Source organism: Nocardia aurantia, assembly GCF_009604425.1.
Classification (GTDB): domain Bacteria; phylum Actinomycetota; class Actinomycetes; order Mycobacteriales; family Mycobacteriaceae; genus Nocardia; species Nocardia aurantia.
In genome coordinates this window covers 514,957-541,319 of sequence record NZ_WEGI01000001.1, presented here as the reverse complement: position 1 = coordinate 541,319, position 26,363 = coordinate 514,957, and the positions used below count along the sequence as shown (strand labels likewise).

At 68.8% G+C, this 26,363-nt stretch carries 25 protein-coding genes; 8 read left to right on the top strand and 17 right to left on the bottom strand.

Going from position 1 to position 26,363, the window contains the following annotated elements; all coding sequences use genetic code 11:
• Positions 1–13: 13 nt before the first annotated feature.
• Positions 14–769 carry a thioesterase II family protein gene (locus tag NRB56_RS02390; protein WP_153338780.1) on the bottom strand — a complete coding sequence of 252 codons (756 nt, stop codon included), beginning with the start codon at positions 767–769 and terminating at the stop codon, positions 14–16.
• 127 nt (positions 770–896) lie between these two features.
• Here NRB56_RS02390 and NRB56_RS02385 point away from each other — a divergent pair, with 127 nt between their 5' ends.
• Positions 897–1,544 (top strand): GNAT family N-acetyltransferase, encoded by a 648-nt coding sequence (locus tag NRB56_RS02385; RefSeq protein ID WP_153338779.1) that lies wholly within the window; start codon positions 897–899, stop codon positions 1,542–1,544.
• Between the two features lie 130 nt (positions 1,545–1,674).
• Here the strand turns inward: NRB56_RS02385 and NRB56_RS02380 are convergent, their stop codons facing one another.
• From NRB56_RS02380 to NRB56_RS02365, 4 genes are read right to left on the bottom strand one after another with little or no spacing between them, the layout of a single operon-like run.
• Complete coding sequence (locus NRB56_RS02380; protein ID WP_153338778.1) at positions 1,675–2,871, bottom strand: acyl-CoA dehydrogenase family protein; 1,197 nt, start codon at positions 2,869–2,871, stop codon at positions 1,675–1,677.
• Positions 2,868–4,502 carry a long-chain-fatty acid--ACP ligase MbtM gene (mbtM, locus tag NRB56_RS02375; RefSeq protein ID WP_153338777.1) on the bottom strand — a complete coding sequence of 545 codons (1,635 nt, stop codon included), beginning with the start codon at positions 4,500–4,502 and terminating at the stop codon, positions 2,868–2,870. Before mbtM ends, NRB56_RS02380 begins: the two co-directional genes overlap by 4 nt.
• Positions 4,503–4,544: 42 nt before the next feature.
• Positions 4,545–4,880, bottom strand: a complete 336-nt coding sequence (locus tag NRB56_RS02370) for an acyl carrier protein (protein WP_264766987.1) — start codon at positions 4,878–4,880, stop codon at positions 4,545–4,547.
• Positions 4,881–4,929: 49 nt separating this feature from the next.
• The gene (locus NRB56_RS02365) at positions 4,930–6,219 is read right to left on the bottom strand and encodes a SidA/IucD/PvdA family monooxygenase (RefSeq protein ID WP_319942449.1); all 1,290 of its coding nucleotides are present in this window, start codon (positions 6,217–6,219) and stop codon (positions 4,930–4,932) included.
• Positions 6,220–6,372: 153 nt separating this feature from the next.
• Here NRB56_RS02365 and NRB56_RS02360 point away from each other — a divergent pair, with 153 nt between their 5' ends.
• Positions 6,373–6,837: a hypothetical protein gene (locus NRB56_RS02360; protein ID WP_153338775.1), complete on the top strand. Its 465-nt coding sequence runs from the start codon at positions 6,373–6,375 to the stop codon at positions 6,835–6,837.
• 109 nt (positions 6,838–6,946) lie between these two features.
• Entirely contained in the window at positions 6,947–7,654 is a 708-nt protein-coding gene (locus NRB56_RS02355) for a siderophore-interacting protein (protein ID WP_153338774.1), read from the top strand.
• 57 nt (positions 7,655–7,711) lie between these two features.
• Here NRB56_RS02355 and NRB56_RS02350 read toward each other — a convergent pair whose 3' ends face one another.
• Complete coding sequence (locus NRB56_RS02350; RefSeq protein ID WP_153338773.1) at positions 7,712–9,451, bottom strand: ABC transporter ATP-binding protein; 1,740 nt, start codon at positions 9,449–9,451, stop codon at positions 7,712–7,714.
• Positions 9,448–11,295, bottom strand: a complete 1,848-nt coding sequence (locus NRB56_RS02345; RefSeq protein ID WP_153338772.1) for an ABC transporter ATP-binding protein — start codon at positions 11,293–11,295, stop codon at positions 9,448–9,450. The genes NRB56_RS02350 and NRB56_RS02345 overlap by 4 nt, the downstream gene beginning before the upstream one ends.
• A gap of 121 nt (positions 11,296–11,416) precedes the next feature.
• Here NRB56_RS02345 and NRB56_RS02340 point away from each other — a divergent pair, with 121 nt between their 5' ends.
• Positions 11,417–12,367 carry an RluA family pseudouridine synthase gene (locus NRB56_RS02340; protein ID WP_153338771.1) on the top strand — a complete coding sequence of 317 codons (951 nt, stop codon included), beginning with the start codon at positions 11,417–11,419 and terminating at the stop codon, positions 12,365–12,367.
• 260 nt (positions 12,368–12,627) lie between these two features.
• On the opposite strand, the gene NRB56_RS02335 is transcribed toward NRB56_RS02340, so the two are convergent.
• Positions 12,628–14,757 (bottom strand): MMPL family transporter, encoded by a 2,130-nt coding sequence (locus tag NRB56_RS02335; protein WP_194290695.1) that lies wholly within the window; start codon positions 14,755–14,757, stop codon positions 12,628–12,630.
• A 180-nt stretch (positions 14,758–14,937) separates the two neighbouring features.
• Between NRB56_RS02335 and NRB56_RS02330 the strand changes: the two genes are divergently transcribed.
• The 4 genes from NRB56_RS02330 to NRB56_RS02315 all read left to right on the top strand — a co-directional run bounded on the left by NRB56_RS02330 (position 14,938) and on the right by NRB56_RS02315 (position 21,010).
• Complete coding sequence (locus tag NRB56_RS02330) at positions 14,938–15,678, top strand: CPBP family intramembrane glutamic endopeptidase (RefSeq protein WP_153338770.1); 741 nt, start codon at positions 14,938–14,940, stop codon at positions 15,676–15,678.
• A 200-nt stretch (positions 15,679–15,878) separates the two neighbouring features.
• Positions 15,879–18,482 carry a hypothetical protein gene (locus NRB56_RS02325; RefSeq protein ID WP_153338769.1) on the top strand — a complete coding sequence of 868 codons (2,604 nt, stop codon included), beginning with the start codon at positions 15,879–15,881 and terminating at the stop codon, positions 18,480–18,482.
• Between the two features lie 485 nt (positions 18,483–18,967).
• The gene (locus tag NRB56_RS38205) at positions 18,968–19,573 is read left to right on the top strand and encodes a maleylpyruvate isomerase N-terminal domain-containing protein (protein ID WP_194290694.1); all 606 of its coding nucleotides are present in this window, start codon (positions 18,968–18,970) and stop codon (positions 19,571–19,573) included.
• Positions 19,574–19,771: 198 nt separating this feature from the next.
• Positions 19,772–21,010 (top strand): hypothetical protein, encoded by a 1,239-nt coding sequence (locus NRB56_RS02315; RefSeq protein ID WP_153338767.1) that lies wholly within the window; start codon positions 19,772–19,774, stop codon positions 21,008–21,010.
• A 43-nt stretch (positions 21,011–21,053) separates the two neighbouring features.
• On the opposite strand, the gene NRB56_RS02310 is transcribed toward NRB56_RS02315, so the two are convergent.
• The 9 genes from NRB56_RS02310 to rplB form a co-directional block, all read right to left on the bottom strand.
• On the bottom strand, positions 21,054–22,178 hold the full coding sequence (locus tag NRB56_RS02310) for a DUF6585 family protein (protein WP_194290693.1): 1,125 nt from the start codon (positions 22,176–22,178) through the stop codon (positions 21,054–21,056).
• Positions 22,179–22,269: 91 nt separating this feature from the next.
• Positions 22,270–22,863, bottom strand: coding sequence for a hypothetical protein (locus NRB56_RS02305; RefSeq protein WP_153338766.1), 594 nt, complete (start codon positions 22,861–22,863; stop codon positions 22,270–22,272).
• 146 nt (positions 22,864–23,009) lie between these two features.
• The gene (rpsQ, locus tag NRB56_RS02300) at positions 23,010–23,306 is read right to left on the bottom strand and encodes a 30S ribosomal protein S17 (protein ID WP_153338765.1); all 297 of its coding nucleotides are present in this window, start codon (positions 23,304–23,306) and stop codon (positions 23,010–23,012) included.
• The gene (gene rpmC, locus NRB56_RS02295; protein ID WP_019931194.1) at positions 23,303–23,542 is read right to left on the bottom strand and encodes a 50S ribosomal protein L29; all 240 of its coding nucleotides are present in this window, start codon (positions 23,540–23,542) and stop codon (positions 23,303–23,305) included. The genes rpsQ and rpmC overlap by 4 nt, the downstream gene beginning before the upstream one ends.
• Positions 23,542–23,958 (bottom strand): 50S ribosomal protein L16, encoded by a 417-nt coding sequence (gene rplP, locus NRB56_RS02290; protein ID WP_153338764.1) that lies wholly within the window; start codon positions 23,956–23,958, stop codon positions 23,542–23,544. Before rplP ends, rpmC begins: the two co-directional genes overlap by 1 nt.
• Positions 23,959–23,961: 3 nt before the next feature.
• Positions 23,962–24,762, bottom strand: a complete 801-nt coding sequence (gene rpsC / locus NRB56_RS02285) for a 30S ribosomal protein S3 (protein ID WP_153338763.1) — start codon at positions 24,760–24,762, stop codon at positions 23,962–23,964.
• On the bottom strand, positions 24,763–25,218 hold the full coding sequence (gene rplV / locus NRB56_RS02280) for a 50S ribosomal protein L22 (RefSeq protein ID WP_153338762.1): 456 nt from the start codon (positions 25,216–25,218) through the stop codon (positions 24,763–24,765). It lies immediately after the preceding gene.
• A complete protein-coding gene (rpsS, locus tag NRB56_RS02275) occupies positions 25,215–25,496 on the bottom strand; it encodes a 30S ribosomal protein S19 (RefSeq protein WP_153338761.1) in 282 nt (93 codons plus the stop codon). Before rpsS ends, rplV begins: the two co-directional genes overlap by 4 nt.
• Positions 25,497–25,510: 14 nt before the next feature.
• Positions 25,511–26,341 carry a 50S ribosomal protein L2 gene (gene rplB / locus NRB56_RS02270; protein WP_153338760.1) on the bottom strand — a complete coding sequence of 277 codons (831 nt, stop codon included), beginning with the start codon at positions 26,339–26,341 and terminating at the stop codon, positions 25,511–25,513.
• Positions 26,342–26,363: the final 22 nt, after the last annotated feature.

Genomic DNA, 26,363 nt, shown 5'->3' with positions numbered 1-26,363 from the left:
TTTCGTGCTCACGCTAGGCCGACGCGGTGGTGCGCGGCATCAGCAGATCCGCGAGCCCGTCGATGTGCTCGTTGAGATAGAAATGGCCGCCACCGAATTCGGAGACCCGGAAATCGCCGAAGGTGTGGGTCCGCCAGGCCTCGGCCTCGGTGCGCGTGACGAAATCGTCGGCATCACCGCGGATCGCGAGAATCGGTGCGTCGAGGGCGATATCGGCCGGGCACCGGTATCGGTCGACGGCGCCGTAATCCGCTTTCAGCACGGGCAGCGCCAGTTTCAGCATGTCCCGGTTCGCCAGCACGGTGGGATCGGTGCCGTCGAGCGCGAGCAACCGGTCGATCAGCGCCTCGTCCTCGGTGGGATGCGAGGGCATGGCCGCGGTGCGGCCGGGCGACGCGGAGGACGAGGCGACCACCAGCCGCACCGGCAGTCCCGCGGCCTCGGCGAGCCGGGCGAATTCGAAGGCGACCAGCGCGCCCATGCTGTGCCCGAAGAGGGTCAGCGGCAGCCCGCGCTGGTGGGGTGAGTCGCGGAAGGCCTCGAACGCGCCGGCCGCGAACTCCGGCAACAGCTCGGGCACCGGCTCCTTGGCGCGGTCCTGCCGGCCGGGGTATTGGAATACCACCACATCGAATTCGGCGGCCAGCCGCTTGGCCAGCACCCGATAGGTGGACGCTCCGGCGCCCGCGTGCGGGAAAATCAACAGCGAACCACACGACGCGGAACCCGGCGCCTGGAATTGCCTGAGCCAGCCGAGTCCTTGTGCCATTTCCACTCTCCTACATCGACATCCGGTCTCCGGGTGGAATTCCAGGTGACCCGAGCCCGGCTACCTTAGCCTAGGCTATCCTTATTAATCGTTGGATTGCAATCCCGACCGAACGGAGCCGACACCGATGACCCGCCCGACACCAGTGACGACGGACCATGTGTTGCCCCGGCAACTGCGCGAGGGGCTGGCTCCCGAAGTCCTGGCCGTTCCGGCGCCGCCGGTTCCCCCGCTCGACGGCTCGTTCCGGCTGCGTACGGTCGACCCGGACAGCGCCGACACCGAGCTGATCGCGGAGTGGATGCGCATGCCGCGGCTGATCGCCGGCTGGGAGCAGGACTGGCCCACCGAGAGGTGGTACCGCCACCTGAAGGCCCAGACCGACGGTTCGTATTCGCGACCGGTGCTGTGTGTATTCCGGGACAAGCCCATCGGATATCTCGAAATTTATCGCGCCGCACAGGATTCCATCGCGCCGCGATATGCCGCCGATCCGTTCGATCTGGGAATTCACGCGGCCATCGCCGACGAGGCGATGGCGCGGCGCGGTTTCGGCCCGTTGTTGTTGCCGCGCATCGTCTCCGCGCTGTTCGAACTCGAATCCGATTGCCGCCGCATAATGTTCGATCCGGATCACCGGAATATCGAGGCGCGACGGCTCTGCGAGCACGCCGGGTGCGCGTTCCTGGGCGAGCATCAGATGACCAATCGCAAGATGGCGCTGTACGTGCTGCCCCGCACCCCCGCCGACATCCCCGGGCACCGGCCCGAATAGTGCTCGGCGGCGGCCGTTTTCGCGGCCGAGCGTATCGGTGCTCGGCCGCGGGCCCTGCCACGGCCCGGGTGGACCGGTGCGGATCCGATCCCACCGCGCCGCCGGACGGGCGGCCCGGCGGCGGATCCGTTCAGCCACGCCGGGTATCGGTCAGGCCCCAGGACGCGTATTCCTCGATGTTCGGCTTCATGGACGCCGCGACCAGTTCCCACAGCACCTCGTCGGTGCCCCCGCCGACCCGGCCCAGCTTCATGTCCCGCCACCAGCGGCCGAGCGGGGTCTCGTCGATCAGGAATCCGGTGCCGCCGAAGATGTGCATGCATTCCGACATGACCTCCTCGCCCAGCCGCGCCGCGGTCACCTTCACCGCCGCGGCGGTCCGCAGATTCATCTGCTTGTCCAGCGCGATACCGGTCAGCGCGTGCCGCAGCACGTCGACCCGCGCCTGCAGATCGGCCACCCGCAGCCGCAGCGCCTGATGGTCGTACAGGCTGTGACCGAACTGGGTCCGGTCCTTCATACGGGCCAGCGTGATACCGATGGCACGATCGCAGGAGGCCGCCACCTGACCGGCGATCGACAGCCGCTCGTGTGCCAGACCCCAGCTCACCATCGCCAGACCCGTTCCGGGCCGGGCGATCAGGGCCTCGGCGGGCACCCAGGTGTCGATCTCGACGGGCGCGGTGTCCAGCGGACCGGCGCTCACCTTGCGGTAGCGGTCCAGCACCGTGACCTGGGCGGTCGGCACGAGCACCAGCGCGACGTTGCCGTGCGCGGCCGAACTCTCTTGGCTCACATCGCGACCCACCACCAGGAGGTAATCGGAGATCGGCGACAGCGAGACGAACTTCTTGCGGCCGCGCACCTCGTAACCGCCACGGCTGCTGCGGATCTCGGTCTCGGCGATCTGCAGGTCCGAGCCGCCGGAGGCCTCCGAGGCGCCGATGCACAGCACCGCCTCGCCGCGGATCGCCTGCTCGGCCACCGACTTCAGGTGGTCGGACCGGCCGAAGCGCCGGAGGATCGAGATCGCCGAATCGTGCAGGCTGACACCGACGCCGATTCCGGCCGAACCCAACCGGCCCAGCGCGAAGGCCAGTTCGAACAGCTTCGGCAGATCGGGATGCGCTCCGGCGGCCCACTTGTCGGCGAAAACACCGGCGCGGCCGAGCTTCTCGATCAGCGGACGCGGGAAGCGCTCGTCGGCCTCGGCCTGTTCGGTCCAGGCCGTGACCTGTTCGTCGAACACCTCGCGCAGCAGTTCGCGGTATTCGTCCAGGCTGCGCACCGACGCCGGCTCTTGTTCGGCGACAACTGTTTCCGTCATCCGACCGCTCCTGCCGATTCCACGAGTTTCTTGACCTCCAGCCGCCGCAGCTTGCCCGAGGTGGTGATCGGGAGACCACCGGCCGGAACCAGGATCACCTCCGAGGGCACGATGCCGCACTCCGACGCGACCCGCTCGATGATCGCGGCGCGCGCCGAACTCTCGTCCGCGCCTTTGTATTCCGCGGCGATCGCCAGGCCGGGCCGGGCGGCGCCCTCGCCGGTGCCGATCGCGACCACGCGGCCGCCCCGCACGCCGTCCACCGTGGCGGCGGCGCGCTCGATCTCGGTCGGGAAGATGTTGCGGCCCGCGACGATGATCAGCTCCTTGGCCCGGCCGCAGACCACCAGAGCGCCGTCGACCAGATAACCGATGTCACCGGTTTTGAACCAGCGCTCCGCCGGCAGCCGCTCGTCGCCGAAATAGCCTTCCATCATGGATGTTCCACGGATCTCGACATCACCGACCTCGCGGCCGCGGACCGTCTGCGGCCGCACCGCGGACGGCGTGATGCGCACCTCGGTGCCCGGGATCGGTTCGCCCAGTAGGGCATAGCGCCGGGTGGTCGTGGTGCCGTCCCCGCGGTCCTCCACCTCCACCTCATCGATGCGCAAGCCGTCGCCCGGTGTGGTCATCGTGACCGCGCAGGTCGACTCGGCCAGCCCGTAGGCGGGCACGGCGGCGGCGGGGTCGAAACCCAGTTTGCTGGTCTCGGCGAGGAATCGGCCGAATCCGGCGCAGTCGATGGGTTCACCGCCGCTGATCGCGATGCGCAGCGGGCTCAGATCCGCGTTCTTCAGCAGCCGCCCGTACCGGCCGACGATGTCGTAGGCGAAATTCGGCGCCGCCGTGTAGGTCGCACCTGCCTCGCCCATCCAGTCGATCCACTTGAACGGGCCGGTAGCGAAGGCGGAGTTCGGCGCCAGCCACAGCGGGATGCCGGTGACGAACGCGCTCATCAGGAAGGTCAGGCCCATGTCGTGATACAGCGGCAGCCAGCTGCAGCCGACATCGGCGGCGGTGAGACCCAGCCGGTCCACCACGGCGTCGATATTCGCCACCGCCGTATCACGGGACAGCTCAACCCATTTGGGTGTGCCGGTGGAGCCCGCCGTGCCCTGCAGCACCGCGAGGCTGCCGCCGTCCCCGGACACCTGCGGCGTGAACGCCGCCGACCGTCCGCTGCGCCCGGCGACGGCGACATCCTGGACGTGCAAAGGGGTTTCGACACCCGTCAGCAGCCGCAGGATCGTGCCGTGGCTGAACACGGTGCGCACACCGATCTCGGCGAAGCGGTTCAGCGTCGTCCGCGCCCACGCGGCCGGATCGGCGCCGCGCACCGGTCCGGGCAGGATCGACACGGTCGTGCCCGCCAGCCAGGCGCCCTGGATCGCGGCGACCAGTTCGGGGGTCGGTTCGCCGACCAGGCCGACGCGGCCGACCTCATGCCCGGCGCGGGCCAGGATCTCGGACGCGATGCGTTCGGCCTTGGCCTGGATCTCCGGCCAGGGGTGACGCTGCCACTGCCCGGTCTCCTGATCCAGGACGCGGAGATCCGCCGTGGAGGTCGACAGGACTCGGGAAATACCGGCGGCCAGCGGATTCGAGGCCGCGAAGGTGCTCGTGCTCATCGTTCACTCTCGGGTTGCGCGGTGGCGGAACGGATCACGCGCTCAGCGCGCGGGCTCCGTCGCCCGGTTGGTGACGATGTCGTCGAGGTCGCCCACGGTATCGCAGCTGAGCAGGTCCTCTTCCGAGAGCGCGATACCCAGCCGCTCCTCGATGGCCACCATGCCCACGGCGAACCCCACGGAGTCCAGGCCTACCTCGTCGATGAGATGCGATTCGCGGGAGAACCGGCTGGTGTCGATCTGCAGTTCCTCGCGGAGAATCTGCTCGAGCGCCTCGCTGATTCCGGCGTTGTTGCTTGCCAAGATCCGTGCCTTCCATGCGATTGACATCGGCTCGGGGGTCGCGGCGTGCGGAATGCCGATCGGCGGCACGCTCATCGGGCGGCCCGAGCACTCGGGTAAGGATAGGCTAATCTAATACTTTTCGCTATCGTCCGGCGGTCGCCCCGGCCCGGTTCACGGCGTCGGCGCGACCGGGGCGCACCGGGGCGCCCAGCACCCGGTCCGAAAGTTCGCCCAGGCAGCTCAGATTCGGGAAACCGGGCCCCTGCGCCACCCCCGCCAGATTCGGCAGGTACAGCTTGGCCGGCAGCCCGCGCACCGACAGGTCGTAGTCGATCGCCGCCTCGATGCGTGCCGCCGAGGTCCGGCCGCCGACCGCGAGCTCCAGCAGATCCGCCGCACCGGGCTCCAGAACATCCAGGAACCACAGCGGCTGACCGCCGGTCGCGTCGACGACCAGATCGAAACCCTGGATCTGATCGGACCGGGACTGGTTGCGCAGGGTCAGCGCGACCGTGTCACCGCGGTCGGCCACCCGGATCACCCGGCCCTGCAGATGATGAACCCGGTTGTCCCCCAGCAGACTCCGCTGCACGCTCACCGAGAACACCCCGCGGTCGGTGCGGCGGATCGCGTCGCGCCGCTCCGCCACCGTCAGCCCGGTCCACGCCGTGGGATCACTGAACAGCACGTTCTCGAAATAACTTTCGCCACGCGTGTAGATGGTCGGGGTGGGCGAGATCACGCCGATCGAGAGCATGTCGTGGCGGACCAGCTCCTCCAGCGCGGCGGCGGCCGTCTCGCCGCCGCCGATGACCGCGACCCGCGAGGCCACCGGCAGGCGCCGCTGCCCGACCAGCTCCCAGAACCGCGAGATGCTCAGCACCCGTGGATGTTCCGCCAGCGCGGAACCGCTGTCGCCGGGGCCGGTGAACATCAGCCGATCGACATCGAGCCGGTCGGCGCCCGAGCGGGGATCGGTCACGGTGACCTGCCAGCCGTCGGCGGCCGCGCGCACGCCGGTCACGGTGCCGCGGACGAGTTCCAGGTCGATCCGGCCGGCCACCCATCGCAGATATTGGGCCCAGACCCGGTGATACGGATTGGGCCGGCCGCGGTCCACCCATTCGGCGTAGGTGCCGTGCTCGATCAGGAAGGAGGTCCAGCTGTAGGCGGTCATCGCGGAGTTGATGTCCTGATTGCGGCCGCGGGCCCAGGTGGAGCGGTACGGGAAACCGACATCCTTCTCCGGGCTGGTGCCCAGCCGGTGCTGACCGTCGGTCCAGCCACCGTCGGGCAGCCAATTCGCCGCCACGCCATGCCGTTCCACGACGACCACCCGGGGCGCGGGCAGGCCGAGGTCGTGCAGCACCCGGGCTTTCGCCGCGACCGCGAGGGCCTTCGGGCCGGCGCCGACTATCAGAAGTGTTTCCACGCGATCTCCACTTTCCTCGTGCCACGTTCCGCGATCGACCGATCCGCGGCGGCGCCCCGCCCTTCTATATTTGCATAGGCTTACCTTATATTGCACAGTGGTACACGAAACCCGGAGACGGGTACGCAGCAACGAGATCATCTGGAGTACGGCATGAACCTCCGCCACAAGTCCTCGATTCGCCTCCTGTCGATCGCCTTCGCAGCCGCCCTGCCGCTGGTGGGGGCGGCCGGCTTCGCCACGGCGGCACCGGTGGTCACGATCGTCCACACCGACGCCGGCGCCCCCGGCGACGGCGAGCTGACCGGCAAGCTCGGCCTGGCGATCGACTCCTCGGCATCGCGCGGCGCACGGGCGAACGAGCTGGAGTCCGGCGACGCCGGCGTGGCGGTCATGGACAAGGTCGCTGCGGCGCTTGCCATCTCGCCCTCGACCCTGCACTGGGACGTCGTCGGCGCGCAGCAGTCCGGCGATCGCATCGACGCCACCCTGCGCGTGATCACCCCGGGCTACCCGGACTTCTCGTACCCCATCCACTGGGTCCGCGTCGGCGATTCCTGGAAGCTGAGCCAGGATTCGGTCTGCACGATCGGCGCCGCGGTCGGTGGGTCCTGCTGACGCGGCGCACGTCACATGCCGCCCCGGCGCCGCACTCGGCGCCGGGGCGGCATGCGTTCGCCCGGATTGCCCGATGACTGGTGCGTTTGTTTAGGCTAACCTAATCACCATGGGTAAGGGATACAACGGCTTCGTCCTGAAGATGATGCGGGCGAAGGACTACCGGCTCACGGTCTCCAGCACCGAGGCCTTGACCGACAAATATGTGCGGCTCGGCTTCGCCGGCGGCGGCCTGTTGAAGGATCATCCGGTCCACCCCACCCAGTTCGTCCGCATGTGGATTCCCGAGGAGGGCAGCGAGACGCTGCACCACCGCGGGTACACGATCATCGATCAGGATCCCGACGGCGACCGGTTCTGGATCGAATTCGCCCTGCACGACGGCCCGGCGGCCAACTGGGCGCGGGCCGCGGCCGTGGGCGACCAGGTCGAATGCACCGTCATGGGTTCGGATTTCACGCTGCCCGATCCGCTGCCCGCCGAATTCCTGATCTTCGGCGACACCGCCTCGCTGCCGGCGGTCAATTCGCTGCTCGACGCGATCGGCGACATCCCGGCCCGGATCTGGCTGGAGTGGCAGTACGAATCCGACACCACGCTGCCCGTGCGCACCGGGCCGAAGGATCAGCTGACCTGGGTCCAGCGCGTCGACGACGGCCGGCTCATGCGTGAACTGGCGCGCGACATCGACTGCCCGAAGGACGCTTTCGTGTGGGCCGCGTGCGACGCTTTCACCACCCGGTCCATCGCGAAGACCCTGCAGACCACCCACGAGCTGCCGAAGTCGGCCGTCAAGGCGCGCGGGTACTGGAAATGACATCGCCGGTGGCCGCGAATTCCGCGGCCACCGGCGATGTGTCGTGCCGGAATCGGGTCAGCCCACCGGCGCCGGCTCCAGGCGCCACCCGGCCGCCCGCGAGCGCTCGTTCCAGAAATCGGCGTAACGGCCACCGGCGGTGAGCAATTCGTCGTGCGTGCCGCGCTCGAGGATGCGACCGCCGTCGAGGAACAGGATCTGATCCGCGTGCGCGATGGTCGCCAGCCGATGCGCGACCACCAGCACCGTCTTCCCGCGGCTCAGCTGATGCACGCCGCGCACCACGACCGCCTCGCTGTGCGGATCCAGCGCACTGGTCGCCTCGTCGAGCAGCACCACCGGCGCGTCCTTGAGCAGCGCGCGGGCGATCGAAATGCGCTGGCGCTCACCGCCGGACAGCGACGCACCACCCTCGCCGACCACCGTGTCCCAGCCGTCGGGCAGGCGCTCGGCGATCTCGTCCACCCGGGCCGCCGCGGCGGCGCGGCGCACCTCCTCGTCGGTGGCGTCGGGCCGGCCGACCCGGATGTTCTCGATCACCGAACGGTTGAACAGGTACACCTGCTGCGACACCAGTGCCAGCTGACCCAGCAGCGTGACCGTGGGCTGTTCCCGGACATCGGCGCCGCCGACCTCGATCCGGCCCCGCGTCACATCGTGATAGCGGGCGACCAGGCGCAGCAGCGTCGACTTGCCCGAACCGCTGGGGCCTACGATCGCGGTGGTGGTGCCGGCGGGCACGGTGAACGAGATGTCTTCCAGCACCGGCTTTCCGGTCTCGTAACCGAAGGACACGGTGTCGAAGCCGACCGTCGCGGCGCCCGGGTTCACCGGGGTGGTGGACTCGGGCAGCGCCGGCTCGGCCAGCAGACCGGCGATCCGGTCGACCGCCGCGGCGCCGGACCGCAGTGTGGTGCCCAATTGCGCTGCCTGCGTGAGTGGTTCGATGAACCGCGAACCCACGGCCACCAGGGCGACGGCCGCGGCGGCCGACAACGGGCCGTGTGTGACCCGCTCGACCGCCACGTACGCGAGCACCAGGAACGCGGCCTGCACCAGGATGGTGAACACGAAAAGGCTGGGCACGGCGGTGAACACCATCCGGACGATGGCCGAACGCTGCCCGGTCAGCGCGGCGTCGAGGGCGCGATTGCGCGCCCCGACCGCGCCGAAGGCCCGCAGCACCGGCTGCGCCTGCGCGAATTCGACCACGCGAGTGTCGGATTCGACCGCGGCGTCGTGGATGCGCCGGTCCGACCAGGAGTACAGCCGCCCCGCGATGCTGTTGACCGCGAACAGGACCGGCGCGGCCACGAACATCGTCACCGCGATCCGCCAGTCCACGAACAACATTCCGACGGCCACGCCGAGCGGCACCACGACCCCGGCGATCACCTTCGCCAGCAGGTAGGCGACGAGCCCCTGCACCTCGCGCACGTCGTCGACGACCACATGCGACAGCGCGGCCGCGGACCGGCCCTCGAACCAGCCCAGCGGCAGGGTGTTCAGCTGATCACCGAGCCGGGTCTGCAGGTCGGCCTGCATTCCTACGCCGATCCGCAGGCCCAGCAGGGACTGGAGATAGCCGAGGACCAGCACGCCGACGACCGCGACGAGCATCGGCGCCACCCAGGCCCAGGCGGCGGCCTGGTCGTCGCCGAACAGGGACTTCAGGACGGGCACCAGCAGTACATAGGCGATGGCCTGGCAGATCGCCTGCGCCACCACCGCCGCCAGGAAACGCGGTGTCAGCCGGGCGTATTCGGCCGGGATCAGGCTCAACACTGTGCGGATCATCGGTTCTCCTCCGTGCCGACCAGGGTGACCTCGCCGAGGGCGGCCTCGTTGAGTTCCCACAGCCGCTGATACAGGCCGCCCGCGTCGCGCCGGCTGTCGTGGGTGCCCTGTTCCACCAGGGCGCCGTCGTCCAGCACGAGGATGCGGTCCACATTGGTGATGGTGTGCAGCCGGTGCGCGATGACCAGCACGGTCCGGCCGGCGACCAGGGTGGCCAGCGCATCCTGCACCGCCGCTTCGGATTCCGGGTCGGCGAAGGCGGTCGCCTCGTCGAGCACCAGCACCGGGGTGTCGGCGAGCAGGGCGCGGGCGATCGAGAGTCGTTGCGCCTCACCGCCGGACAGCGACGCGTCGACGCCGATCTCCGAGTCGTAGCCGCGGGGCAGCGCCGCGATGCGATCGTGGATGCGGGCCGCGCGGGCGGCCCGCTCGAGTGCGGCGTCGTCGGCGTCGGGCCGCGCCAGCCGCAGATTCTCCCGGATGCCGGCGCGGATCAGCCGCACGTCCTGGAAGACGAAACCCACACTGCGATAAAGCTCTTCGGTGGAGTAGTCCCGGATGTCGATGCCACCCAGCGTGATCCGTCCGGAATCCACGTCGTAGAAGCGGGGCAGCAGCTTGGCGACGGTGGACTTGCCCGAACCGCTCGGGCCCACCAGCGCCGTCACCGTCCCCGGCGTCAGTTCGAACGAGATATCGTGCAGGACTTCATGATCCGCGCGATAGCCGAAGCTCACGTGCTCGAAGCGCACCGTTCCCGCGGGCTCGTCGCCGCGCGGTTCCGGTGTGCCGGCCCCGGCGCTCAGTTCCGGGGTCTGCTGCAACTCGTGCAGTCGCAGCGCCGCCGCACCGGCCGCGCGCAGCGACTGCGAACTGTAGGCCAGGCCCAGCAGCGAACTGCCGATGCCGAGCCCGACCAGGATGAACGGCAGCAGGTCCACCGCGTCCACCCAGTCGATGCCCACGAACGCGAGACCGGCCACGACCACCACGAACATCACGAACACCGGGGCGATCACGACATCGGAGACCGACTGCACGGTGAGGATGGGCATCTTCATCTGCCGCAGCCGCGTGGTCTGCTCCCGCACCGCGTCCTGGAACGCGGTGTACGCCTTGCCCGCCCGGCCGAACGCGCGCACGACCGTGATGCCGTCGACGAATTCGAGCACGGCCTCCTGGGTGCGGCGCTCGGAACGGAGGTAGCGGGCGGTGCGGTCGCGCGCGTCGGCGTCCGCCATCCGGCTGTACAGCACCGCGTAGACGATCAGCGGGATCAGCAGCACGAGGGTGAGCAGCCAGTCGACCGTGAGCAGGTAGGCGAGGCTCACCAGCGGGACGGTCACCGCCGCGACGAAATCCAGCCGGGCGTGCGCCACCAGATAGTGCAGCGCCTCCACATCGTCCTGGAGGTAGGACTTCACCTCACCGGAGGTGCGCTCGAACCAGCCCAGCGGCACCCGGGTCAGCTTGGCGGCGAGCGAGCGGCGCACCGCCAGCTGGAACCGCGCATCCGACAGATGCGACCAGGTCAGCGCCGCCGCCTGCAGCAGCGCCCGCACCACGAGCACGACGACCGCGGCGCCGAGCAGGCGCCACACCTTGCCGGTGTCGATGTGCGCGGCCAGCAACTCCCGGCAGGCCTCGACGATCAGGATGAACGGGACCACCGCACCGATCGAGGTGAGGACGACGATCACGGCCGCCCCCGTCATCGTCCGGTGCACCGGCGCCAGAATCTCCTTGCGCGCCTCCGCTTCCCGGCGTTTGTTCGCCTTCACGACAGATCGCGGTGGCCGGTTCCCCGTTTCCGCCGCGGGCAGCGGTGCGGCCTCTACCGTCATGACATGTGCCTCCTTGCCGAATCACCCTCATCATCACACAATCCGGGCAGTCAAGATAGGTTAGGCTAACTTCTCCAGCCCGGATGCACGCGGGAAACGGACCGCGGCTACCGTCGAGATGATGCGACGCAGGCAGGTCCCCCCGCTCCCCAAGCGCCACGGTCTCGACCCGGCGCGCTTGCGGTTGCCCGAGGAGGGCTCGTGGGCGACCATCCGCGACCATTTGGTCGAGCGATTGCCGCGGGTCGCCGCCGCGCGGATCGATGAGATGCTGGCCGCCGGATCCATCGTCGGGCTCGAGGGGCCGATCGGGCCGGACGCGGTGTACATGCCGGGCGGGGCCGTGTGGTTCCACCGGGATCTGCCGCAGGAGACGGCGGTGCCGTTCGAGATCACGATCGTGCACCGCGACGCGGATCTGCTGGTGATCGACAAGCCGCATTTCCTGTCCACGATCCCGCGCGGGCAGCACATCCTCGAGACGGCCCTGGTCCGGCTGCGCCGCGACCTGGACCTACCGGATCTGGTGCCGGCGCATCGGCTGGACCGGGCCACCGCGGGCTTGGTGCTGTTCGTGGTCGATCCCGCGCGCCGGGGCGCGTATCAGACGCTGTTCCAGCGGCGGCGGGTCCACAAGGAGTATCGAGCGGTAGCGCCGGTGGATCCGCTGCTGTCCCTGCCGCTGACCATTCGCAGCCGGATCGTCAAGGAACGCAATATTATTCGCGCCTTCGAAACCGAGGGCGAGCCGAATGCCGAAACGCGGGTGGAATTGCTGGAGCAGCGCGGCGGGCTCGGCCTGTACCGGTTGATTCCGCACACCGGGCGGACGCATCAGCTTCGGCTGCACATGAATTCGCTGGGCATTCCGATCCTCGGCGACGATTTCTATCCCGAACTCACCGACAAACCGGTCGGCGATTTCACCCGGCCGCTCCAATTACTCGCCGCGACACTGGAATTCACCGATCCGGTGAGCCGGGAGCCACGGCGGTTCGATACCACGCGAACACTGGAGGCGTGGGCGGATCCGTTGCGGTGGGCGACATTCGACGGTGCCGCACCGCGCTGAACACCCGGCGGAGTTGCCCGGTCCGAGTGCGGAGTCGGGGCACTCCGCAAGAAGTGCGAGGCCCGGCCGACTCAGCGGGCGCGACACTGGGCCCACCACGGGCAATGTGAACCGGGCCTCTCGCGGTGTGCGGCCGAACCACTCACGGGCGGCGGCACGCGGGTCGACCCGCGCGATCGGGCAGCCCCGCGCGGTGCGAGCCGGGCCACCCCACCGGAGATGTGAAGCCGGGCCGCCCCACGGGACGGCCCGGCTCCCGATCACGAACGGCCGACGGTAACCGGTTCCGGTTCCGGATCACGCCGGGCGTCACCGTGTCCCGGCCACCAGGCGCGGTGACCGATCAGCGCGGTGAGCGCCGGGGTGAAGAACATCGCCATCACGAAGGCCGCGATCGCGATGCCGACCGAGATGGCGAAACCCATCTGCGACAGCACGGTGTTGCCCGCCAGCATCATCGAGGCGAAGGTGCCGGCCAGGATGACACCCGCCGCGGCGATCGTCGGACCGGTGTGCCGGACCGCCAGTGCCGCAGCCTGTTTCGGCTCGTTGCCGTCGCGCGCCTCCTCACGTAGCCGGGCGACCATGAGGATGTTGTAGTCGGTGCCGAGCGCCACCACGAACAGGTACATGATCACCGGGAGCGTGAAGATCAGCCCCGTCTCGTGCTGCAAGCGCTGGAACACCAGCACCGCGGCGCCGAGGGTCGCGGCGAAGCCCAGGAACACCGAGGCCATCAGGTACCACGGTGCCACGAGGCTGCGCAGCAACAGCGCCAGCACGATCATGATCATGATCGCGGCGACCGGGAACACGATCGAGTAGTCCCGGTTCATCGCGGCCTGGAAATCGACGAAGATCGAGGTCAGACCGCCCACCACGGCGGTGGTGCCGGGTGGCGCCGCGGCGTGCACGGCATCGCGGAGCGGGCCGCGGACGGTGGCCAGCGCCGCATCGGATTCCGGCGCCGAGTCGAGCGTGACGCGGAAGTCGGCGACCGTCTTGTCCTGGGACAGCAGCGGTTCCGCGACCTGACCGACGCCGTGCACCTGGGACAGCGCCGCGCGATACGCCTGCAACGCGGCCGGATCCAGCGGAGCGGAACCCTGCAACAGCACATCGGAGGGCTGGGTGACCCCGGCCGGCATGCCCTTCAGCAGTTCCTTGTTGTAGACCACCGATTCCGAGGCGTTGGAGGTCGATCCGGAGGTCAGGTCGAAGGTCGGGTTGAAGCCGAGCGCGAAGAGGCCCAGCACGATCAGCAGACCACCCGACACCACCGCGAACAGGGCGGGCCGGCGGCCCAGCGCACCGCCCACCGCCGCGAACCGGGTGCCCTGCGGCTGATGCCGCCAGGCCTTCGAGGGCCAGAACACCTTGGTGCCCAGCAGCGAGACGATCGCCGGCACCAGGGTGAGCCCGGCGATCAGCGCGACCGCCACGGCGATGGCCAGCGCCGGCCCCATCGCCCGGAACATCCCCAGGGTGGACAGCGTGAGCGCCATGAACGCGATGATCACCGCGCCCGCCGCCGACATGATGGCCTCGCCGACCCTGGTCACGGCGTTCACCATCGCCGTCTTCGGGTCCTCACCGGCGCGCAGCCGCTCCCGGAACCGGAACATCAGGAACAGGATGTAGTCGGTGCCGACGCCGAACAACACCACCACCAGGATCGAGCTGATCGAATTGTCGATCTTGAGGTCGAACAGCTTGCTCACCATGGCGATCAGGCCGTCGGCCACACTGGAGACCGCGCCGATCACGATGATCGGCAACAGCGCGATCACCGGGCTGTGGAAGATCAGCAGCAGCAGCACCAGGATCAGCACGACCGTCGTGATGCCGATGATCGCGAGGCCCTTGGTCGAGGAGTCCTGCGCATCCAGGCTCTGGGCGGCCTGGCCGGTGACACCCGCCTTCAACTCGGTGCCCGAGATACCGGCCCGCAGGTCGGTGCGTAGCGCCTTCACCGCGTCGCTCTGCCGGGTGTCGGACTGGCTGGTGATCTTGGTCATCTGGACCGAGGCGATCTGGATCAGCCGGTTGCCCGACGGCGGCACCGCTTGAATACCGGTGACGTCCTTGATGTGCGCGTCACCGAGCTTCGTGGTGACGGCGGCGACCGTGGCGGCGTCGGCGTCGGTCAGCGGCGCACCGTCCGCGCGCTCGAACACGACGATCGCCGCGGGGGACTCGGCATTCGGAAATGCCTTCTCCTGCAACTGCAATGCCTGAATGGATTCGTAATGCGAAGGCAGGAAAGCGGATTGATCGGTGGTGGCGGTCAACTTGGGTGCCGAGAGCGCGACGACGATCACGATCAGCACCCAGGCCCCGATCGTCAGCCATGGCCTTCGGACGACCAGAGCGCCCAGCCGTGCGAACATGTGCGGTTTCCTCTCCAGAACCTGTGACGCGGGCTACTCCGCCCACCGCCACTCTACGTATACATATACGTATAGAGTCAGCAATTTCCCCGCACCCGGTGCGTATTTCCGAAATGCGCCGACCGCACCCCTTTCAGCCGATCTGGCAGATTTCGGGCAATCGTCCGTACACTGACCTCGATGTCTCGGAGCAGTCACGACGCCCGGCCGCGGCCGGGCCGCTTGCGCGCCCATCTCGACGTGATGGTCGTGGTGGCCGTCCTGACCTGCACCGAACTGATCGCGCACACCGCCGGCGCGGTGGCCGGGATGATCACCGTGCCGGTCGCGGCGACCGCGCTGGTGGCGCTGATGCGGCTGCGCGGCATCGGCTGGCCGGAGCTCGGCCTGGGGCGCCGGCACTGGCGTCGCGGCACCACATACGCGCTGGTGGCGGCCGCGATCGTGATCGCCGCGGTCGGACTCGGCATCCTACTGCCGTTCACCCGGCCGTTCTTCCTGAACAACCGGTACGCCACCGTCTCAAGCGCGCTGCTCGCCTCGCTGGTGCTCATCCCGCTGCAGACGGTGATCCCCGAGGAATTCGCCTTCCGCGGGGTCCTGCACGGCGCGCTCGACCGCGCGTACGGGGCTCGTGGCGTATTCGCGGCCGGCTCTCTGCTGTTCGGGTTGTGGCACGTGACTTCCTCGTTCGGGCTCACCTCCGGCAATCGCGGGTTGAGCGCAATTCTCGGCGGCGGCATCGTCGGGCAACTCTGCGGCATCCTGCTCGCCGTCCTGGCGACGGGCGCCGCCGGATTCGTCTTCACCTGGCTGCGGCGGCGCAGCGGAAGTCTGCTCGCGCCGATCGCACTGCATTGGTCGCTGAACGGCGCGGGCGCCCTCGCCGCCGCGCTCGCATGGCATGTCGCCGCGCGCTGACGACTCGCCCGAATTCCGATATCGCGAATCGCTCATCCACGCCGATTACGGCGCGCCACAAGTACTTCGGACGCTGCGGAAACGACGGAAGCGTTGACCACCGACAGGTAACGGATTACTCTCACTGCCGATCACACATATGTTCGAACGAACACATTTTCGATAGTCGATACTGTACCTGCTCCGGGAAGGCCCCCGCCATGGTGGACGACCAGTCGTCCGGAAGTGCCGGCAGTTCTGAGATCGCCGAGCTGCGGCAGCGGGTGGCAACGGCCCGGGGCAAACTGCCACTGCAAACCGATCCGGCTTTGCTCGAGGCCATGTCGGATTCCGAGATAGCGGCCGAACGCGAACTCGCGGAATGGATCCGGGCCCAGCGGCGGCAGCAGCGCAGGCGCGCGGTCACGAATGAACTCGCGGCCGAGCAGCGTGATCGCAAGGTGGCCGACTCGATTCGCCGCTCCGACGAGGCCGACGCGCACTGGCACCGGCGCGCCCTCGCCGCTCGCCGCCGCGTCTCCAGCCCCGATGCCCGTCTGGCCCAACTGTTCCGGCGCGCGGAATGGTCGTCCCGCGCCCTCATCGCCGTCGTCGTCCTCGGCATGATCTGGGCGGGCGTCAACGTCCAGCACAACCTCGTCCCCAGCGGCGACATGACCGACCCGCTGTACTGGCTCAGCTACGGCTTCGAAGCCATGATCTCGATCCCGATCATCACCATCATGGTCGTCACCACGACCGCCGCCCGCTGGGGCCGCGACGTGGCCCGCGGCAAGGTCGTCCTCCTGGAGATCGGCCTCCTCAGCGTCACGATCGCCCTCAACGCCGGCCCGCACATCGCCGCGGGCCGCATGGCGCACGCCGCCGAGGCCGCGGTCGCCCCGATCATGGTCGGCGTCATCATCTGGCTGCACGCCTGGGTCGCGGCCCGCTACGCCACCCTCATCGACGGCGCCCCGGTCGTGGACACCCACGTCGGCCCCGCGCCGCACCCCCGGCCGGTGACCGTCCCCGCCGAGCACCCGCACCGCCCCCACCCGATTCCCCACACTCCGACCACGTTCGACGATCGGCACGCGCACCCCGCCCCCACGCCGTCGCACTCCCCCGAAGATCCCCCGGCCGGACACCTCCCGATCGAACCGAGAAACGGCACCATCCGAAGCGGCCTGATCGATCCGATCCCCATGACCGACCTGCCCAGGCCGGTGAGCGATCCGATCCACTTCCCGTCGCGCAACGGCCATGGCGGCACCAACGGTCACGGGTACGACGGCCTCGGCACACGCACTGGCAACGCCCGCCCGAACGGTCACAACCCAGAGGGAAACCCCGCGGGCCTGCATGATTCGAGCGACCGAGCCCGCCAGGACGGCCGCAACATGGACCGCCGCAGCACAAACGGGCACGACACCCGCACCGGCCACAACGGCCACGACGGCCACGACGGCCGACCGAACGGCATTCCGTTCACCGATATCGGAAGCGGCCGCCACGGGAGCAGTCATCCCAACCACAACGGACATCACCTCGACGGCTTGGCTCACGATGACCACGGGTACGACGTCGACATGTCGTACGGCCACAACGGTTTCGACAGTGACCGCCTGTGGCAGCGCGAGGAACCCAGCAACCACGAAAGCCGAACCGGCCACGGAGCAGCGAACGGCCTCGCCTACGACAGCGACCGGATCGATACCGGCCCGATCAGCGACGTCGACCGCGAAACTCACAGCCACAACGAGTTTCGCGACGAGCAAGACGACCACATCGGCAACCGTGCGGATCGCGGCCGAAACGGCCGGGGAGCGAACGATGATCGGGACAGCGGCAACGACGGCACCGCTCGCCAGATCCCGAACGGTCGCGACTACGACGTACCGAACAGCGTCGCCGGCAACAGCGAAGGTGACCACGACTACCGCGGCGGCAGCAGCCGCAACGGATCCGATCACCGAGATGCCGGCCGGGCCGGCGAATCGGAGCGGAGCGCCCACGACGGCCTTGGCGGACAGAACGGCCGAGCGATCAACGGCGGCAACGAACTTCACGGGCTGTCGGCGCACAGCACCGGCCGCACCACGGATGACCACCTCGTGGCCGAATCCGCCCCGGAGCGAAAAGCCAACGGATACAACCACAATCCGGCCGCTGCATTCTCCAGGACCGACACGGCTGTAGCGATCGCGGACGCCCCGGAGTCCGCCACCGCACCGGTCCGGCCGGCGGTTCCGGTCACCGCGGAGCCGCAGCTGGTAGCAGTCGCCGCTCCGGCATCGAAGACTCGTCAGTCGCCGCGCGCACCCCGAGAGCCGGAGCCGGCCGCACTCCCCGGCCTCGAGATGCCCGCTCGGGAGGAGCGGCCCACCCGCAAGAAGACCGATCCGCGTCCGGCCCCGGCCGAATCCGAGCGCCCCTCGCGGCGGGATCGCGCCGACCGAGTTTCCTCCGACGAGCCGCCCGCCGCCCGCACCACATCCGAGCCCACCACCGGTCGCCGACGGACGGCCGAGGCCGACCGCTCGATCGCGCAGCCACTCCCGATCCCCGCCGACACGCTCTACTCCGACAGCGACGATTTCGACACCGACATCGCCGAAGTGGAGATCTGGTCGGTGGCCCGGGACATCTCGAACCGAGGAATGTCCAGACTGCCCGTCGAGCAACTGGTCGAAATCCTCACCTTCGCCGACCAATCGTGGACCCCGGCCGCGATCGGCGCCGAGGTCGGCATGTCCGGTTCCGCGGTGCTCCGCATCTTGGAAGCAGCCCGCCGGCTCCGTGCCGCCGCCTACAGCGGTTAGCCTTGTCTGCGACGTCCAATGCCGTACGGCTGCGTCCAATGCCGCACGGCTGGTGGCCCCGCCATCCGGACAGCAGTCCGCCTCGTCGGTATCCTGCCGACACGTATAGCGGTCCGCACGGCGCGACGGCGGTCGGCGGCGTGATCCGGACACAGCGTTGGGGCAAACCGGCAATTACGGGCAGAGATCGCGACTGCCGAGATCCGAACCGTGCCGGAAACTACGACGCGACCAAGACGTCGGCTGCGCGGTCGATCGACCGCGCAGAATATCGCGGTGGCCGTCCGGTAGTTCGCTTCGGTTCGATCGAAAATCCGCCTCCGTGGCGCGGGACGTCGGGCTGCGCGGAAAGGCGCAGAAACTCCATATCGCGGCTGACGGCAGGTACTGCCCGACACCCGGGGAACTTCGTTGCGACGCTTCGAAACACGTGGTGGCATGGATGTGCGGTCGGGCCGGCCGGAATCCGACGACGTGGGGGATCTATGGATGTCGATGTGCTGGAGCAGGTCTGGTGGTCGTGGGCCGAGCGGGGCGCGGTGCTGAGCAGTGCGGAGTGGGAGCGGCCGACGCGGCTGGCGGGGTGGGCGGTGCGGGATCTGTTCGCGCATGTGGCGCCGGATCCGAAGGTGCTGGACTTCTTTCGCGGGCCGCGCGTGGCGGAGCCCGCGGTCACCGAGGGCGCGCGGTTGCTGCGGCGCATTCACGCCGCGGATGGGGTGGTGCGGGAGAGGGCCGGTGACATCGCCGCGGCCGCGCGGGAAGCGGGTGGGGTGGGGGCGGCGCGGTTGTTGCGGTACTTCACGGTCACCGGGCCGGAGGTGATTGTTGTGCTGCGGGAGGTGGATTCGGCGGTGGGGTTGGTCTACCCGCAGGTGGGGAGCGTCAGTTTCGGTGCGCTCGTCGAGGTTTCGATCGTCGAGGCCACGGTGCATCTGCTGGATCTGATCGCGGCGGTCGGCGGGCCGCCGGCGCCGCGGGACGGGGTGCGGCGGACCGTCGAGGTGTTGGCCGCGGTGCCGGATCCGGTGGCGTTCATCGAATCCGCCGCGGGGCGGACCGGCGAGCCGCTGCCGCCGATTCTGGGTTGACCTTCGGCGGATATCGCATCTTCCGAAACAGGAGTGAACAGGCGCAACAGGGTCATGGGTCGGTTAACGATTGCGATGCCGCCCGGTCGAGGGCAGCATAGGACCCCGGGTAGCTCGACAAACACCCGAACGGGGCTCCACCGGTCACTCCGATTCGACGACCGGGAGTCCCGCGCGGGTGCCTCAGGAAGGCCAGCGATGCGCGAAGACCAACCGACCGGCAAAGAAGAGATCGCTGCTCTGGCTCAGCAGGTCAAGACAGCACGCGGGAAGCTGCCGCTGCAGCAGAATGCCGCACTCTTCGATGTGTTGTCGGACGACGAGTTCGCCGCGGAACGCGAGCTGGCCGAGTGGACGCGGGAGAAGCGGCGGCGGCAGCGCCGGGACGCGCTGAAAGCGGAGCTGTCCGCCGAGCGGCGGGATCGGCGGGTGGCCGATTCGATCCGGCGTTCCGAGGAAGCCGACGATCGCTGGCATCGCCGGGCGCTGGCGGCCCGGCGGCGGGTCTCCAGTCCGGATGCCCGTCTCGCACAGCTGTTCCGGCGGGCCGAATGGTCGTCGCGCGCGCTGATCGGCGTGGTCGTCATCGGCATGGTGTGGGCGGGCGTGAACGTGCAGCACAACCTGGTACCGAGCGGGGATATGACCGACCCGCTGTACTGGCTGAGTTACGGATTCGAGGCGATGATCTCGATCCCGATCATCACGATCATGATGGTCACCACCACGGCCGCTCGCTGGGGGCGCGACGTCAACCGCGGGCGGGTGGTTCTGCTGGAGGCGGGGCTGCTCGGCGTGACCATCGCGTTGAACGCCGGGCCGCACATCGCCGCCGGCCGGATCGCCCACGCCGCCGAGGCGGCGGTCGCGCCGATCATGGTCGGCGTCGTGATCTGGTTGCACGCTTGGGTTTCCGCGCGCTACGCGATGTTGATCGAGGGCATCACCGAATTGACGGAGCAGCCGGCCACACCCCCGGTGGCGGCCACGACCGTGCGCTCGGACCGGATCTTCCCGGCCGAACCGGACCTGTTCGCCGAACTCGAACTCGAAGCGGATCGGGCCGCGATCACCGAGAACGCGCTGCCCGCAACGGCTTCGGCGGCCGGTCGGCGCAAGTCGCGTGCCGCCGGATCGGGTCGCGGTCCGGATACCGCGGCCGATGCCGACACCCGGGTGCTCGCCGCGGTCGGCGACGACTTCGACGATTCGATCCCGGAGGGCGAGGACGTCCAGTGGTGGACGGCCGCGCGTGCCATCTCCGACCGCGGAATGTCCACCCTGCCGGTCGAGCAGTTGGCCGAAATCCTCACACTCGCTGACCAATCCGCGTCGCCGACCAGCATCAGCACCGAAACCGGGCTGTCCCGGGCGGCAGTCGTCCGGGTCCTGGATTCGGCTCGCAAACTCGGACCGCATTACGCGATCACCGGATAGTCACGCGGGGGCTGACTCGCGGTCCGCGCTCACCACGACGCGATCAGCTCTGGGAACGACCGCCCGCGGTGACCGCGATCTCGTGGCGCCGCTCGATGATTCGTTCCGCATCCGCCGGCTCCGGACTCGGCTCGGCCGTGCCCTCCGGACCGGACTCGCCGGCAGCCTCCGCGCCGGGGTCGCCAGCGGCCTCGCTGCCGAGTTCCGTATCGGCCGGCGAGACCGACTGGGCAACCGTCTCCGAACCGGCCTCAGCGGAGGCCTCAGGGCCGTTCTCGCCCACGCCCCCATCCGGCGCGGCGGAAGTAGCGGTATCGCCCGCGGGCGCGCCGACCACCGCGCGGGGCCCGTACGGATCGGGATATTCGACCGCCGCGACCCGCAGACGCTCGATGACCTCGTTGAAGATATAGAAATTCGGAATGGCGCCGACCGGGCCGAGCGAGATCCAGCGGCCGTCGACCTTGATGCGGACGATTCCGCCACGCGGGTCGATGGTCTGGATCCGTTCCCAGGGATACCGGGCGCCATCGTGCGCCAGTTCCAGCAGCGATACGGCGAGATCACCGAATCGCACCGTCTGCTCGCCGTCGATGGCGGCCACGATGCCGGGCAATTGTGCGGCGGTGACCGAGGATTGGATCAGCGGACCCCATTCCCGGGCATTGGCGAACTCGCCCTCGTCGAACTCCGCGCGGCTTCCGTCGGGTCCGGACAACACGAATGCGTAATCGGTTGCCGCCGTGGCGGATTGGCTGAGCGGAATCGATTGCTGCCGGACTTCGACGGTAGTCCAGTGAAACCCGGCGACCTTCTCACCGGAGCGATACACGGTGAGGCCGCGGTCGAACAGATCCAACCGGGAATCCCGGCCACGCCGATTACGCAGGGCGGCGAATCCCGTCGGAATCAACGCGAACAGGATCACCACCACCGCGGCCGCCGGCGCGCCGGCGACGATACACAGCACACTCACCGCCGCGAGCCCGGCGGCCACCAGCCCGCAGCCGCGCACGATCGGATCCCCGCTGGCCGGAGCGCGCAGATAGGTCTGCCGATGCTCGCCCAGGTTCTCGAACGAGGACATCAAATGAATCAACTGCGTCAGGGGCACCGTTCGCCGGCCGTCGGTTCCCCCGGCGCCGCGCTGCGTACTCGGGGTGGTCACCAATCCTCCATCAGGCGGTATTTCTCCGCGCCGAAGCGTATTCCACCTGTCCGAGTACCGCTAGTGCTGGACCGAATTATTCGTTTTCCGGCTATCGCTGCGGATGACAGAACCCGCATACGCCGCTGGCGGGCAACTGGATGAAACACTCCTCGCACAACTGCATTCGCGATTGTGTGACCACCGGCGCCTCGGCGCGGACCTTCGCGGTAGTGCCCGCGCGCCGGGCGGCGACCTTGGGGGTCAGCGGCGGAATGCCCGCGGGCACGTCGGTGCCGTGGGTGGCGTAGCACTGCCACCGGGCGTAGGCGGCGTGCACTTCCAGATCGTCCGGGATCGGCAGGGCCGCGAGCTCGAGGACGTATTTGTAGCTGTCGGTGGCGGTGTGGTTCGCGCGCACGCACAGCGCGGTCAGCGGCGGCTCACCCGCACGGTGGCAGCGCCGGGCCACCTTGCGCAGGATCGCGTCCATCCAGGTGCGGGTCGGCGCGGTGGTCCGCACCCCCGACATCTCCTGGACCCGCTCGGCCAGTTCTTCGATGGTCACGAAATGTCCGTACCCGGTGGCGGTTTCGGCGAGCGCCTCGTGCGCGGCGAGCGCCCACGCCACCGAGGCGTCGCGGAACGACACCGCCTCTCCGTCGATCGTCCGCCAGGCCCCGGAAGTCGTCGCAGCATTCCTCATAGCCCGTCAAAGTTAACCGATCAAGCGTCCACTGCGCCAATTGTGCGGCGCCGCAATCGCATACATCACAACCGGGGCGACGGCGAAGGCCCGCCTCCCCCGAAAGGGAAGCGGGCCTTCGTATTCGACCTGTGCCGTGGAGCGGCCTACTTGGCCTTCTCCAGGACCTCCATCAGCCGCCAGCGCTTGGTGGCCGACAGCGGGCGGGTCTCCATGACCTGAACGCGGTCGCCGATGCCGGCGATCTCGTTCTCGTCGTGGGCCTTCACCTTGGAGGTGGTGCGAATGATCTTGCCGTACAGGGGATGCCGGTGGCGATCCTCCAGCTCGACGACGATCGTCTTGTTCATCTTGTCCGAGACGACGTAGCCGACCCGCGTCTTGCGGCTGCCACGTTCGGTCTCCTTGGCCGGCGTCTTCGCCGGGCCCTTCGCGTCACTCATGCCGCATCTCCCTTGTCCGCAGGACCAGAGGCCAGGCCGAGCTCGCGCTCGCGCATGACCGTGTAGATGCGCGCGATCTCGTGACGAACGACGCGCAGGCGACGGTTGTTCTGCAACTGACCCGTAGCCATCTGGAAGCGCAGGTTGAACAGCTCTTCCTTCGATTCGCGCAGGCGGGCGACGAGCTCGTCCTCGGTGAGCTCGCGCAGGTCTGCGGCCGGAGTCCCGGTAGCCATCAGAACTGCTCCTCCCTGGTCACGATCCTGCACTTCACGGGGAGCTTGTGCATCGCGCGGCGCAGCGCCTCGCGAGCGGTCTCCTCGTTGGGGTAGGACATCTCGAACATCACGCGACCCGGCTTGACGTTCGCGATCCACCACTCCGGCGAACCCTTACCGGAACCCATGCGGGTCTCGGCGGGCTTCTTGGTCAGCGGCCGATCCGGGTAGATGTTGATCCAGATCTTGCCGCCACGCTTGATGTGGCGGGTCATCGCGATACGCGCGGACTCGATCTGCCGGTTGGTGATGTAGCCCGGCTCCAGTGCCTGGAGGCCGAACTCGCCGAACGTCACCGCGGTGCCGCCCTTGGCCATGCCGGAACGACCGGGGTGATGCTGCTTGCGGTGCTTGACCCTGCGGGGCATCAGCATTGGTCAGCCCTCCTGTTTCTCTGCCGGCGCCTCGGCCACCGCGGTGGCGGCCCGGCCGGCCTCGGTGCTGGTCGCCGTGGTGCCGGACGAACCGGACCGCCGCGGACGGCTCGGCCGCTCGCGACGCTCGCGACGGTCACCGGACGGAGCCGTGGGCGCGGTGACCTCACGCTTGCCGCCGACGATGTCGCCCTTGTAGATCCACACCTTCACGCCGATGCGGCCGAAGGTGGTGCGGGCCTCGTACAGGCCGTAGTCGATGTCGGCGCGCAGCGTGTGCAGCGGCACCCGACCTTCGCGGTAGAACTCCGAGCGCGACATTTCGGCGCCGCCGAGGCGGCCCGAGCACTGCACCCGGATGCCCTTGACGTTCGGCGAACGCATGGCCGACTGAATGGCCTTGCGCATCGCGCGACGGAACGCCACCCGGTTGGACAGCTGCTCCGCGACACCCTGGGCGACGAGCTGCGCATCCGACTCGGGGTTCTTGACCTCGAGGATGTTCAGCTGCACCTGCTTGCCGGTGAGCTTCTCCAGCTCGGCGCGGATGCGGTCGGCCTCGGCGCCACGACGGCCGATCACGATGCCCGGACGCGCGGTGTGGATGTCCACCCGCACGCGGTCCCGGGTGCGCTCGATCTCGACCTTCGAGATGCCGGCCCGCTCCATGCCGGTGGCCAGCAACTTGCGGATCGCGACGTCTTCCTTCACGTAGTCCGCGTACTGCTTGTCGGCGTACCAGCGCGACTTCCAGTCGGTGGTGATGCCGAGGCGGAAGCCGTGGGGATTGATCTTCTGTCCCATTTAGTTCGCCCCTCCCTTCCGGCGATTGCGAGCCGGGGCGGCGCTGGCGACGCTCTCGACCTCGATGGTGATGTGGCTGGTCCGCTTGCGGATCCGGAAAGCCCGGCCCTGGGCCCGCGGCTGGAACCGCTTCAGGGTCGCGCCCTCGTCCACGTACGCGGTCGAGATGACCAGCGTGGCCGGGTTCAGGCCGAGGTTGTTCTGGGCGTTGGCCGCCGCCGAGGCGACGACCTTGGCGACCGGCTCGCTGGCGGCCTGCGGCGCGAACCGCAGGATGTTCAGCGCGTCCTCGACCCGGCGGCCGCGAACCATGTCGACGACCCGGCGAGCCTTCATCGGGGTGACGCGAACATGCTTCGCCGTCGCGCGCGCGGTCGGATTCTGAGGCTCAGCCGGCTGAGCCTGCTTGCTCTTCGCTGCGCTCGTCGGCGCCGCTTCGCTCTTCGCTTCGCTCATCGCCGCTTGCTCTTCCGATCGTCCTTGATGTGGCTCTTGAACGTCCGGGTCGGCGCGAACTCGCCGAGCTTGTGCCCGACCATGTTCTCCGACACGAACACCGGCACGTGCTTACGGCCATCGTGCACCGAGAACGTGTGGCCGATGAAATCGGGAATGATGGTCGAGCGACGCGACCAGGTCTTGATGACCTGCTTGGTGCCCTTCTCGTTCTGGACGTCCACCTTCTTGAGGAGGTGTTCGTCGACGAACGGGCCCTTCTTCAGGCTGCGTGGCATGTCTAACCTCCTCCTCAACGCTTCTTGCCGCGGCGGCGGACGATGAGCTTGTCGCTCGGGCGATTGGGCTTACGGGTCCGGCCTTCCGGCTGGCCCCACGGGGATACGGGGTGGCGGCCGCCTGAGGTCTTACCCTCACCACCACCGTGCGGGTGATCGACCGGGTTCATGACGACACCGCGGACGGTCGGGCGGACGCCCTTCCACCGCATACGGCCGGCCTTACCCCAGTTGATGTTCGACTGCTCGGCGTTGCCGACCTCGCCGACGGTGGCGCGGCAGCGCACGTCGACGCGGCGGATCTCGCCGGAGGGCATACGCAGGACGGCGTAGACGCCTTCCTTACCCAGCAGCTGGATGCTCATACCGGCCGCGCGGGCCATCTTGGCGCCGCCGCCGGGCCGCAGCTCCACGGCGTGGATCGTGGTACCGGTCGGGATCGAGCGCAGCGGCAGGTTGTTGCCCGGCTTGATGTCCGCGCCGGGACCCGACTCGATGCGGGTGCCCTGCGTGATGCCCTTCGGCGCGATGATGTAGCGCTTCTCGCCGTCGGCGAAGTGCAGCAGTGCGATATTCGCGGTGCGGTTCGGGTCGTACTCGATGTGCGCGACCTTGGCCGGGATGCCGTCCTTGTCCAGCCGACGGAAGTCGATCAGACGGTAGGCACGCTTGTGGCCGCCACCCTTGTGCCGGGTGGTGATGCGACCGTGCGCGTTACGACCGCCGGACTTGGTCAGCGGGCGCAGCAGCGACTTCTCGGGGGTCGTGCGGGTGATCTCGGCGAAGTCCGAGACCGAGGCACCGCGGCGACCCGGGGTCGTCGGCTTGTACTTACGGATTGCCATGAGTTCTTCTCTGCTTTCTGGA

Coding starts and splice junctions, on each gene's coding strand:
- NRB56_RS02350 (WP_153338773.1), bottom strand. CDS start 9,451: ATGATCCGCACAGTGTTGAGCCTGATCCCGGCCGAATACGCCCGGCTG.
- NRB56_RS02390 (WP_153338780.1), bottom strand. CDS start 769: ATGGCACAAGGACTCGGCTGGCTCAGGCAATTCCAGGCGCCGGGTTCC.
- rplV (WP_153338762.1), bottom strand. CDS start 25,218: ATGAGCGAAGCGAAGAGCGAAGCGGCGCCGACGAGCGCAGCGAAGAGC.
- NRB56_RS02355 (WP_153338774.1), top strand. CDS start 6,947: ATGGGTAAGGGATACAACGGCTTCGTCCTGAAGATGATGCGGGCGAAG.
- rplP (WP_153338764.1), bottom strand. CDS start 23,958: ATGCTGATGCCCCGCAGGGTCAAGCACCGCAAGCAGCATCACCCCGGT.
- NRB56_RS02305 (WP_153338766.1), bottom strand. CDS start 22,863: ATGAGGAATGCTGCGACGACTTCCGGGGCCTGGCGGACGATCGACGGA.
- rpsC (WP_153338763.1), bottom strand. CDS start 24,762: ATGGGACAGAAGATCAATCCCCACGGCTTCCGCCTCGGCATCACCACC.
- NRB56_RS02335 (WP_194290695.1), bottom strand. CDS start 14,757: ATGTTCGCACGGCTGGGCGCTCTGGTCGTCCGAAGGCCATGGCTGACG.
- rpsS (WP_153338761.1), bottom strand. CDS start 25,496: ATGCCACGCAGCCTGAAGAAGGGCCCGTTCGTCGACGAACACCTCCTC.
- NRB56_RS02325 (WP_153338769.1), top strand. CDS start 15,879: ATGGTGGACGACCAGTCGTCCGGAAGTGCCGGCAGTTCTGAGATCGCC.
- NRB56_RS02330 (WP_153338770.1), top strand. CDS start 14,938: ATGTCTCGGAGCAGTCACGACGCCCGGCCGCGGCCGGGCCGCTTGCGC.
- NRB56_RS02360 (WP_153338775.1), top strand. CDS start 6,373: ATGAACCTCCGCCACAAGTCCTCGATTCGCCTCCTGTCGATCGCCTTC.
- NRB56_RS02315 (WP_153338767.1), top strand. CDS start 19,772: ATGCGCGAAGACCAACCGACCGGCAAAGAAGAGATCGCTGCTCTGGCT.
- rpmC (WP_019931194.1), bottom strand. CDS start 23,542: ATGGCTACCGGGACTCCGGCCGCAGACCTGCGCGAGCTCACCGAGGAC.
- rplB (WP_153338760.1), bottom strand. CDS start 26,341: ATGGCAATCCGTAAGTACAAGCCGACGACCCCGGGTCGCCGCGGTGCC.
- NRB56_RS02345 (WP_153338772.1), bottom strand. CDS start 11,295: ATGACGGTAGAGGCCGCACCGCTGCCCGCGGCGGAAACGGGGAACCGG.
- NRB56_RS02380 (WP_153338778.1), bottom strand. CDS start 2,871: ATGACGGAAACAGTTGTCGCCGAACAAGAGCCGGCGTCGGTGCGCAGC.
- rpsQ (WP_153338765.1), bottom strand. CDS start 23,306: ATGAGTGACGCGAAGGGCCCGGCGAAGACGCCGGCCAAGGAGACCGAA.
- NRB56_RS02340 (WP_153338771.1), top strand. CDS start 11,417: ATGCGACGCAGGCAGGTCCCCCCGCTCCCCAAGCGCCACGGTCTCGAC.
- mbtM (WP_153338777.1), bottom strand. CDS start 4,502: ATGAGCACGAGCACCTTCGCGGCCTCGAATCCGCTGGCCGCCGGTATT.
- NRB56_RS02385 (WP_153338779.1), top strand. CDS start 897: ATGACCCGCCCGACACCAGTGACGACGGACCATGTGTTGCCCCGGCAA.
- NRB56_RS02370 (WP_264766987.1), bottom strand. CDS start 4,880: ATGAGCGTGCCGCCGATCGGCATTCCGCACGCCGCGACCCCCGAGCCG.
- NRB56_RS38205 (WP_194290694.1), top strand. CDS start 18,968: ATGGATGTCGATGTGCTGGAGCAGGTCTGGTGGTCGTGGGCCGAGCGG.